8 protein-coding genes and 1 riboswitch are annotated in these 10,336 nt (G+C 40.3%); of the genes, 1 reads left to right on the top strand and 7 read right to left on the bottom strand.

Features of this window, described 5'->3' with window-relative positions; translation table 11 throughout:
* Window positions 1-14: 14 nt before the first annotated feature.
* Window positions 15-983 carry a DUF3883 domain-containing protein gene (locus BUC45_RS08590; protein WP_296971662.1) on the top strand — a complete coding sequence of 323 codons (969 nt, stop codon included), beginning with the start codon at window positions 15-17 and terminating at the stop codon, window positions 981-983.
* Window positions 984-1,140: 157 nt separating this feature from the next.
* On the opposite strand, the gene BUC45_RS08585 is transcribed toward BUC45_RS08590, so the two are convergent.
* The 7 genes from BUC45_RS08585 to hutU all read right to left on the bottom strand — a co-directional run bounded on the left by BUC45_RS08585 (window position 1,141) and on the right by hutU (window position 10,302).
* Window positions 1,141-1,665, bottom strand: a complete 525-nt coding sequence (locus tag BUC45_RS08585) for a folate family ECF transporter S component (protein WP_296971664.1) — start codon at window positions 1,663-1,665, stop codon at window positions 1,141-1,143.
* An 80-nt stretch (window positions 1,666-1,745) separates the two neighbouring features.
* Window positions 1,746-1,841, bottom strand: a riboswitch (THF riboswitch).
* Window positions 1,842-1,934: 93 nt separating this feature from the next.
* A complete protein-coding gene (locus BUC45_RS08580; RefSeq protein WP_296971660.1) occupies window positions 1,935-2,555 on the bottom strand; it encodes a cyclodeaminase/cyclohydrolase family protein in 621 nt (206 codons plus the stop codon).
* 47 nt (window positions 2,556-2,602) lie between these two features.
* Window positions 2,603-4,276: a formate--tetrahydrofolate ligase gene (locus BUC45_RS08575; protein WP_296971658.1), complete on the bottom strand. Its 1,674-nt coding sequence runs from the start codon at window positions 4,274-4,276 to the stop codon at window positions 2,603-2,605.
* A 49-nt stretch (window positions 4,277-4,325) separates the two neighbouring features.
* The gene (gene hutI / locus BUC45_RS08570) at window positions 4,326-5,585 is read right to left on the bottom strand and encodes an imidazolonepropionase (protein WP_281797351.1); all 1,260 of its coding nucleotides are present in this window, start codon (window positions 5,583-5,585) and stop codon (window positions 4,326-4,328) included.
* 135 nt (window positions 5,586-5,720) lie between these two features.
* Window positions 5,721-6,620 (bottom strand): glutamate formimidoyltransferase, encoded by a 900-nt coding sequence (ftcD, locus tag BUC45_RS08565; protein WP_281797349.1) that lies wholly within the window; start codon window positions 6,618-6,620, stop codon window positions 5,721-5,723.
* Window positions 6,604-8,655 (bottom strand): urocanate hydratase, encoded by a 2,052-nt coding sequence (locus BUC45_RS08560; RefSeq protein ID WP_296971656.1) that lies wholly within the window; start codon window positions 8,653-8,655, stop codon window positions 6,604-6,606. The genes ftcD and BUC45_RS08560 overlap by 17 nt, the downstream gene beginning before the upstream one ends.
* Before the next feature lie 18 nt (window positions 8,656-8,673).
* Window positions 8,674-10,302, bottom strand: coding sequence for a urocanate hydratase (hutU, locus tag BUC45_RS08555; RefSeq protein WP_366750011.1), 1,629 nt, complete (start codon window positions 10,300-10,302; stop codon window positions 8,674-8,676).
* Window positions 10,303-10,336 lie beyond the last annotated feature (34 nt).

The raw sequence follows: 10,336 nt of genomic DNA, 5'->3' as shown, positions 1-10,336 counted from the left end.
AAGGAGGTAAATCGATGAAAGCTATGATTTTCTTAAATACAGCTTGGATGGAAAGATATGAAGGTTTATTGGGAAATGATAAAGAAATACATGGTGGTGGTTCCTATGTTGAAGAATATGGTTATGGTCACGAAATATTCAATTTTAAAAGCATTGGCGGTAAGGTATATGGTTATGCCCAGCCAAGTGGGTATAACAACCTTCAAAGATTAGGAGCGAGTGAAGATGATGAATTCATAGATGATGTTTTAGTCATTTTCACTGCAACCCACAAGAATGGCGGAACGTATATAGTTGGGTGGTATAAGAATGCCAGGTTTTTTAAAGATTACCAGAACACTAATCTTGCAGAAAGAAAATTTAGAAATGAATATATCGGATATTATGCTGTTGCTAATGCTGACAATGCTACTTTACTGAGTATAGATGAAAGGTTCTCATTCCCGATAATACCAAGAAGAGTAAAAGGCGGAATGGGTCAATCAAATGTTTGGTATGCTGATAGCCCTGAAATGGTGGATTTTAAGAAAGAAGTTCTAAGACATATAGAAAGATATGAAAAAAAGAAAAGTATTAGGCGTCGCCTTCCTATCTTCCGCCAAACCGATGCAGAACTAAGAAAGAAAATAGAGAATATCGCTATTAGAGAAGTTACCAGAGAATACTCAGAAAGGGGTTTTACCGTGACTTCTGTAGAAAGCGAAAACTTAGGATGGGATTTGGAAGCAGTTTATAAGAAAATTAAATTAAAAATTGAAGTAAAGGGACTAGCAGGTCAAGAGGTTTCTGTTGAGTTAACTCCAAATGAATTTTCAAAAATGAACAACAATAAGGACTCTTACAGATTATGTGTTGTTACAAAGTGCCTAGAAAATCCTGTACTTTATGTTTTTTCATATTCCTCTGAAAGGAATGAATGGATAAGCGAAGATGGCCATATACTTTCAATTGACCAGATTATATCCGCAAGGTGTTATACTTAATTCCATAAAATGGCCATATTTTGTATTTCCAATAAATACAAAAAGACCAGCCACTTCAAGCATTCATGCCTGATTGTGACTGGTCTCTTTTTGCCCCGCTTGAAGCTGTTCATTTAAGTTTTTCTTCAATCCCTAAGTGAACGCTTCTTTTGAGGCTTTAGTTTAATATCACATCTGTTTTCTTTTTAATTGCCAGAGTCAAAAAAGAATAAAGCGGGACGTTGATTGCCTGTGCAATTATTCTTGCCGGCAGTGTGACAAAGAACGGTATGTTAAATCCAAGCTGTAAAAAGTACGGTGTTAAAATAATAGATGTTATAACTTGGCCTATACCAATGGCTATTATATATTGCCAGAGGGATTGATTTTGCTGTTTAAAGAAAGTCTGCAAAATAAGGGCGGGTATTATACCGCTGAGAGCTGCTGAGAGAGTAATCGGCGGGAAATAAAATCCGGTTGGATTTATGAAAAATCCCAGGAAGTCTCCCACAGCACCTACTATTCCTCCGGCAAGCGGTCCAAACATGATACCTGCAAAGATAGTTGGAAAAGCTCCAAAGCCTATCCTTATGCCCTCAACTGTTCCAATGGTTATTCTTATACTCGCAACCCTTGACAGCACAATGTTAAGGGCAATCAAAAAAGATAGATACACCAGTTCTTTTGTAGAAAGTTTTTTCATCAAAAAATAAGCCTCCTTCCATTTTTATCAATGACAGTACCCTGTCACACCAATGGAAAAAGGCTTTATTCCTCTGATGTGACAGCGAACGCGATAACTTACCGCAAGCAATACAGCTTTTCGTCCAAGGGCAACGTCCCATCCCTTGGCACTTGACGCAAGTTATCTACTCTGCCCTGTATATTAAAATTTTATCAAAATTTTCGATTTTTGACTAATGGCTTTTTTATCCTATTTTACGTCTATACATATTTATAGCAGTTTATCTGCTATAAACTTTCTAATACTGCTTCGTACACTTTATCTGCAAGTGGCACTCCTTCATTTAAAAGCTTCTGCGCTTTTTCGTTGTATTCTCTGACAAAATCTTCATCATCAATGCTGCCAAGGTTTATTTTTACATTAAGCCATGCACCACAAAGAGCAGTCTTCAGGCACAGAGCGCCAACTCCTGTATCGCTAATTGCCGACGGATTTGCATGGTCTAAAGACTTTTCGTGTAAACGCAGGGCTTCTACGGCTTTTTCCATAATCTTAAAAGGAACCTTGGCTGCGCCTTTTAGGGCTTCTTGCACCTTTTCTTTTCGTTTTGCCTTTTCTTCTTCAGTGTTTTTGGGCATTTTGAAAGCTGCAGTAACTTTGTTAAATGCTTCGGTATCTTCTTCCATTAGTTTTGCTAAATCCTTTTGAAGTTTTGCGGCTTCTTCAAGCAGTTCTTTCATGAGAGGTTCGCTCTCTTTGTACTTTTGTTTTCCAACTGTCAGATTTGCAACCATTGACATTAAAGCCGTCCCTACAGCTCCTACCAGTGCCGAGGCAGCACCTCCTCCTGGAGCAGGTTCCTTAGAAGCTAAAACATCCAAAAATTCTTTTATGCTGCTGTTAATCACTTTTATTTTACCACTCCCCTCATTAAAATATAATAATATGTGTTTTACTAAAACAGACCGGTAATCCTTCCAGACTCGTCAATATCAATTCTTTCTGCTGCAGGCGCTTTAGGAAGCCCCGGCAATGTCATAATCTCACCGGTTAGTGCCACAACAAATCCCGCGCTTGCTGATACCTTTACCTGTCTTACAGTTATTTTAAAATCTTTGGGCCTGCCTAAGAGTTTTGCATTATCCGAAAGGGAATACTGTGTTTTAGCCATACATATGGGTAGATTCTTATACCCTAATGCTTCGAGATTTGCAATCTCCTTTTCTGCTTCTTTTGTAAAGTCTGCGCCATCGGCTCCATATATTTCCCGGGCTATAATTTCTATTTTTTGCTTAATGCCGGCTTCTAAGGGATACACAAATTTAAAGCTATTCTTACCTTCCTCTGCTGCCTGGATTACTTTTTCGGCCAAAGTTATGCCGCCTTCCGAACCTTTTGAGAAAACATCCGAAAGGGCCGCAGGCACTTTAGCCCTGTTGCACGCATCCAGAACCATCTCAATTTCAGCTTCGGTATCACTGGGGAAGCGGTTTACAGCTACAACTAAAGGCAATCCAAATTTCTCAGTGATATTTTCAATATGTTTTTTAAGATTATCCATGCCCTTTTCCAGTGCTTCGAGGTTTTCCTCGCCCAAATTGCGTTTGTCTACACCTCCGTGAAGCTTTAATGCCCTGACGCTTGCTACCAGTACTGCCGCATCAGGTTTTAAGTCTCCCTGCCGGCACTTAATATCCACAAACTTTTCGGCACCCAGATCTGCTCCAAAGCCTGCCTCTGTAACACAGTAATCCGAAAGTTTTAAAGCAGTCTTTGTTGCAATAAGGCTATTACAGCCATGAGCTATATTGGCAAAGGGTCCTCCATGGACAAAAGCAGGTGTGCCCTCGATTGTTTGGACTAGGTTTGGATTAAGAGCTTCCTTTAAAAGAACGGCCATAGCGCCATGGGCTTTAAGGTCCCCGGCAGTCACAGGTTTTCCATCATATGTATAGCCAATGATGATTTTTGAAAGCCTTTCCTTTAAGTCCATAAGATTTTGCGAAAGGCAAAATGTAGCCATTACCTCCGAAGCCACAGTGATATCATATCCGTCTTCTCTCGGAACGCCGTTGGCTTTTCCTCCTAAGCCGTCAACTATAAATCTAAGCTGACGATCATTCATATCTACACAGCGCCGCCAGGTAATTCTGCGGGGATCTATATTTAATGCATTTCCCTGATAGATGTGATTATCTATCATAGCTGCCAAAAGATTGTTTGCAGCTCCAATTGCATGGAAATCACCTGTAAAATGCAGATTTATATCTTCCATTGGAACAACCTGGGCATACCCTCCGCCAGCTGCTCCTCCCTTTACGCCAAATACAGGTCCAAGGGATGGTTCTCTTAAGGCTATCATGGTCTTTTTGCCTAATCTATTTAGCGCATCGCCCAATCCTACTGTTGTCGTAGTCTTCCCCTCACCTGCAGGTGTAGGGGTTATGGCAGTTACAAGGATTAGTTTCCCATCTTTTTTATCTTTTAATTTGTTATATACATCAATATTAACCTTTGCCTTATATGGGCCATAATAGTATATATCCTTTTCTTCAAGGCCGACAGATTCGGCTATTTCCTTAATCGGCCTGATTTTAGCTTCTTGAGCTATTTCAATATCAGTTTTCATATACTTCACCCCGTTATATCTATAGATTTTTTTTCGTAAAAAGTTTTAATCATTTATTATCAACAACTATTTTGCCCTGCTTAACAACAGTTTTTACTAAATTTACTCCAAAATGGTATACTAAAAAGTCTAAATCAGGTGCATCCCATAGTACAATATCCGCTTGTTTTCCAGTTTCTAAACTTCCTACGACAGATGACCTATTAATAGCCGCAGCGGCGTTTAGTGTTGCAGCCGTCAAAACTTCTTCAGGTGTCATCTTATACTTTATGCAGGCAAGATTTAAGATAAGCTGCAGTGATTCTGTAGGGCATGAACCTGGATTAAAGTCAGAAGCAAGAGCTACCGGAATGCCTTTTTCTATCATAGTTTTCGCTCTTGCAAAGGATTCGTCTAAATAAAGAGAAGTGCCTGGCAAGAGGACTGCTATAACACCGGCCTTTGCCATATCATCAATGCCTTTATCCGATGCATGAATTAGGTGTTCAGCAGAAATAGCTTTAACTTCAGCGGCAAGCGATGCACCTCCTAAAGGCGTTATCTCATCAGCATGGACCTTGGGAATAAGGCCATATCTTTTGCCTGTTTCGAGTATATCCCTTGACTGCTCTACATCAAAAACCTTATCCTCGCAAAATACATCGCAAAACTCTGCCAGATTCTCTTTTGCAACCCTTGGAATCATTTCTTCCTTCATTAATTTTATATAATCATCAGCTCTTCCCTGATATTCCTTCGGAATGGCATGTGCCCCCATAAATGTAGGAACTAAGTCAACTACATGTAATTTATTTAGTTCTTTAATTACATTTAAGGATTTAATCTCATCTTCCACATTTAAGCCATATCCGCTTTTTGCTTCGCAGGTGGTTGTTCCATAACTTAACATTATATCAAGAGATTTTTTGCCTTTTTGCACCAGCTCTTCAAAACTTGCCTTGCGCGTATGCTCTACGGTGCTTAGTATGCCTCCTCCCATGCTCAATATATCAAGGTAGCCAGCACCCTTTAGCTTTAATGAAAGCTCTTTTTGCCTCCACCCTCCAAAAACTAGGTGTGTATGTGGATCTACAAGGCCTGGAGTTGCAAGGCAGCCTTCGGCATCGATAACAACGGCATCATCATTTATAGGCAAATCTTTAAGTTCCTCATCTTTACCTATAGCGGTTATTTTACCTTGAGATACTGCAATAAAAGCATTCTCAAGTATCTTTATCTTGCCTTGTTCTTTACCTCTTAAACAGGTTGTCCCTTGGGGGGTTGCGAGCATACCAATATTTTTTATAACAATCTGTCCAGTATTTTTCAAAACTTCACCACCCATTTTTATCAAAGATTAGGGGCAAAAGCTTAATGCCCCTTGTTGCTTTATCACAGCTTTATATTACAACTACATTATACTAGGGGCGGTCTTTGACCGCCCGCAATCTATATAACAAATCAATTACTGTAACAAATAATTCTCCAATATCTGTTTGTTAGAATCAAAATTTTCCAATTGCAAATAGTATTCGGCTACATCTATAAGGGCTTTCATGGGAGTAAGTCCTACTATTTCACTGCCCACTATATTGACTCCATAGCGCTTTGCCTCCATTTTGACCATCTCAAAGGCTCTGTAAAGAGCTGTTTTTTCATAGTCTACCATGTTAATTGACACCTGAGCCAGGTTTCTATCTTCTAACATTACCCCGATAGCCCTTACATTTTTTAGCCCTCCACCTCTTTCGCGGATGAGTTTTGCAATCTTATCGGCAATTTTTATGTCTGATGTGTCAAGATTGATATTGTAAGCTATGAGTGGCTTGCGCGCTCCAACGGCTACTACCCCTGCCGTAGGGTGAATTTCCGGTTTTCCAAAATCAGGAGCCCACTGAGGGTCCTTTAATTTTTCTGCCATTCCTTCAAACTGGCCTTTTCTTATATTTGCAAGGTTTTTTCGCTCGGGCTTGGTAGCCGAATCTTCGTATAGAAAGACGGGAATTGAAAGCTCATTTGCTATTCTTTCTCCCAGCTTTTTAGAAAGCTCTATACATTCTTCTACAGTGATATCCTTTACGGGCACAAAAGGTATTACATCAGTAGCACCCATCCTGGGGTGTTCCCCTTTGTGTTTGGTCATATCGATTAATTCAGCTGCTTTTTTACAGGAAAGAAAAGCCGCTTCTGCTACCGCTTTCGGATTGCCAATAAATGTAAAAACACTTCGATTATGATTTTTATCCGCGGAATAGTCTAGAAGCCTTACGTCTTCTACAGATCTTATTGTATCAGCAATGGCTTCGATAACATCCTGCCTTTTGCCTTCACTGAAATTTGGAATACATTCAACGATTGGATTCAAGGTAGTTCCTCCTTATAAAGTTTTTGTCTACTACTTCATCGATTAGTTCTTGCTTTGGTATATACGGAAGTGTTATATGGCCAAGGCTATCGTAATTTTTATTAAACTCTACGCTTGTTTCAATGGAATTTTGATTTCGTGCCCATGAACGTCTTGCAACGCCACACATTACATCCCATAAAAGTGCCGATTTTATAATATCATCGGTCTTTTTGCTTCCATCCAGAAGCAATCCAAAACCGCCATTTATGGCTTTGCCAATGCCTACACCTCCGCCATTGTGAAGTGACACAAGGCTCATGCCCCGAGCAGCATTACCGGCAAAGCACTGTGTAGCCATGTCCGCCATCACATTGCTGCCATCTTTTATATTAGCTGTTTCTCTAAAGGGTGAATCGGTTCCGCTCACATCATGGTGGTCTCTTCCAAGCATCACAGGCCCGATTTCTCCTTTTCTCACCATATCATTAAATTTAAGGGCTATCCTCATTCTTCCCTCGGCATCCTGATAGAGTATCCGAGCTTGGGTGCCTACTACCAGTTTATTCTTTTCGGCATCGCGAATCCAAATATAGTTGTCTCTATCTTGGCCCCGGCGGTTGGGGTCAATGCATTCCATAGCTGCTCTATCTGTCTTTCTTAAATCCTCTTCCTTGCCGCTTAGGCAAACCCAGCGGAAGGGTCCATAACCATAGTCAAAAAGCTCCGGCCCCATTATATCTTCAACATACGAGGGGAATATAAAGCCGTCTTTTTCATCTACACCATTTTTTGATATTTCCTTTACACCTGCATCAAATACTGCCTTCATAAACGAATTGCCATAATCAAAGAAGTATGTGCCGCGATCAACCAAGGTTTTTATAAGTTCAAAATGCTTTCTTAGACTCTTATCTACAAGCTGCTTAAATTTTTCTCTATCTGTTGCAAGCAGCTTGGTGCGCTCCTCAAAAGTTAGACCTTGCGGGCAATATCCACCATCATATGCTGCATGGCATGAGGTTTGGTCTGATAATAGGTCTATATGAATGTTATTTTTTACTGCATATTCCAGCAAATCAACTATATTGCCATGATAGGCAATAGACATCGACTCTTTCTTTTTCATATATTCATGGGCAATCGCAAATACCTCTTCTAAATCTGAAGATATTTTTTTCACCCAGCCCTGATCATAACGCGTCTTAATTCGGGAATAGTCGACCTCGGCTATGATTCCAACTCCTTCTGCAATCTCTACTGCCTTGGGTTGTGCTCCACTCATTCCACCAAGACCTGATGAGACAAACAGCCGGCCTTTTAGGTCTTCGTCATGGGAAATACCAAGTTTTAATCTACCGGCATTTAATAGTGTATTGAAGGTTCCGTGAACTATCCCCTGGGGCCCGATGTACATCCAGCCTCCTGCTGTCATCTGGCCATAATTGGCAACTCCCATCTCTTCGGCAATTTCCCAGTCATCATGGTTGTCAAACATGCCTACCATTAAGGCATTTGTTATAATTACTCTTGGAGCTTCCGGCTTTGAGGGAAAAAGGCCGAGGGGATGTCCTGACATAACTACAAGTGTCTGATCCTCAGTCATAACCTCAAGGTATTTTTTAATTAATCTATACTGCATCCAATTCTGGCATACGCTGCCGGTTTCGCCATATGTTACAAGCTCATAAGGATAAAGTGCTACCTCAAAATCGAGGTTGTTTTCTATCATAACTTGAAAGGCTTTTCCGGCAAGACATTTGCCCTTATATTCATCAATAGGCCTTCCATATATCCTTCCCTCCGGCCTATAGCGATAGCCATAAATTCTGCCATGGGTTAAAAGCTCATCTAAAAACTCAGGTGCAAGTTTTTCATGATACTGCTCCGGTATATACCGTAGAGCATTCTTTAGTGCAGTTTTAGTCTGTTCCTTTGTCAGATTAAACCCCCGGCTAGGGGCTCTCCTAATGCCTTCCACAAATTTCGGCATTTCCGGCAATTCATCATCCAGCTTTATTTTCATTGCCTTTGAAACATCACAATTGTTAAGCATTTTTGATCCTGCTCCTTTTTAATATTGGTATTTTATATTATTTTTTACGGTGCGGCTAGCAACTTCATAGCCGGCATCAGCATAGCGCGCTGTGCTGATGCTCGAATCATTTGCTAGTACTAAACTCAGTTTTCTTTTTGCATCATCAGAGCCATCAGCTAAAACTGCCATAGACGAGTGAATAGAATAACCTATGCCTGTACCGCATCCATGGCAAACTGAAACCCATATGGCTCCTGACGCTGCGCTTAATATGGCACTCAAAATAGGCCAATCTGCTATGGCATCACTGCCGTCTTTCATCGCTTCTGTCTCGCCATAAGGAGATGCTGCGGAACCTGAGTCATAGTAGTCTCTTCCAATTACAACCGGTAATGAAATCTCCCCTTTTCTAATCATCTCATTTATTGCAAGGCCAAACTCTATTTTTTGATTATAACCAAGCCAACATTCTCTGGCAGGAAGGCCATGGCAGGTAAATTGCCTTCGAACAATATCTATCCAACACTTAAGCTTTGCATCTTCCGGAAATAGTTCCAGCAATTTTTCCTCTGTTTTATAGATGTCTTTTGTATCTCCAGAAAGAGCCATCCACCTAAAAGGCCCGATTCCTTCGCAATGCAAATCTCGGATAAACAACGGCGCATAACTTGGTATATTGAACGCATCTTTTACTCCGGCATCGCAAGCATTTTGCCTTATATTATTGCCGAATTCAAAAACTACAGCTCCTTTTGCTTGCATTTTGAGCATGGCGCTTAATTGTGCTGCAATGCTTTGTTTTGCAAGCTTAATATACTTTTGAGGATCGGACTTTCTAACGCCTAGTGCCTGCTTAAGCGTCATTTCTGCAGGGATGTAGCCGCTTAAGATATCATGGGAAGAGGTCATATCTGTTACAACATCCGGCACAATTTTGCGACGCAATATCTCAGGATAAATTTCTGCTGCATTTCCTACAAGTCCTAAAGACAAGGCCCTGCCATTTTCTCTGGCATTTAAAACTATACTAAGTGCATCATCCAAGTTATCGGAAATACTCTCACAAAATCCTTCTTTTATTCTTTTTTCGATTTTAGCTCTATCTACATCAACTACTAGCGCTACGCCATCATTTGCAGTAACGGCAAGGGGCAGAGCACCTCCTGCAGTTCCCATACCACTAGATACTATAAGTTTACCTTTTAGGCTTTGGTTAAAATACCTTTTTGCTAAAATGTTGAAAACTTCAAGCATTTCGTAAAACATGCCCTGACTTCCTATATTCATCCAATTTCCTGCAACTATTCGGTCGTACATAGTAAGGCCTTTATCTTCCAGCTTACGAAAGTTATCCCATGTAGCCCACATGGGCACTAGCATCGCATTAGATGCTAATACTCGGGGAGCCATTTTTGATGTTTTAAATATACCCACCGGTTTTCCTGATTGAATAATAAGTGTTGCATCATCTTCCAGCTCTTTTAAGGATTCTATAATTTTATCGAAATACTCCCGGCTCCTTGCTACTTTTGTGGATGTAAACATTTCTGGGTTTTCTCTCGTTTCAAGGTCTAAATTATTCATAAGCATACGCATAACTGCTTCCTGTGGCCAGGATTTACATAAATTTTTATTACCTTTTTGAGCTTTGATTGTTTCTGTCATTGATTTTTTATTCACCTTCTTTCAGTGGAAGGTT

The sequence above is a fragment of the Tepidanaerobacter sp. EBM-38 genome (assembly GCA_001896545.1).
Lineage (GTDB): Bacteria > Bacillota > Thermosediminibacteria > Thermosediminibacterales > Tepidanaerobacteraceae > Tepidanaerobacter.
This window is presented reverse-complemented; position numbering and strand designations above follow the sequence as displayed.

Coding starts and splice junctions, on each gene's coding strand:
- hutU (WP_366750011.1), bottom strand. CDS start 10,302: ATGACAGAAACAATCAAAGCTCAAAAAGGTAATAAAAATTTATGTAAA.
- BUC45_RS08590 (WP_296971662.1), top strand. CDS start 15: ATGAAAGCTATGATTTTCTTAAATACAGCTTGGATGGAAAGATATGAA.
- BUC45_RS08575 (WP_296971658.1), bottom strand. CDS start 4,276: ATGAAAACTGATATTGAAATAGCTCAAGAAGCTAAAATCAGGCCGATT.
- BUC45_RS08585 (WP_296971664.1), bottom strand. CDS start 1,665: ATGAAAAAACTTTCTACAAAAGAACTGGTGTATCTATCTTTTTTGATT.
- BUC45_RS08560 (WP_296971656.1), bottom strand. CDS start 8,655: ATGCTTAACAATTGTGATGTTTCAAAGGCAATGAAAATAAAGCTGGAT.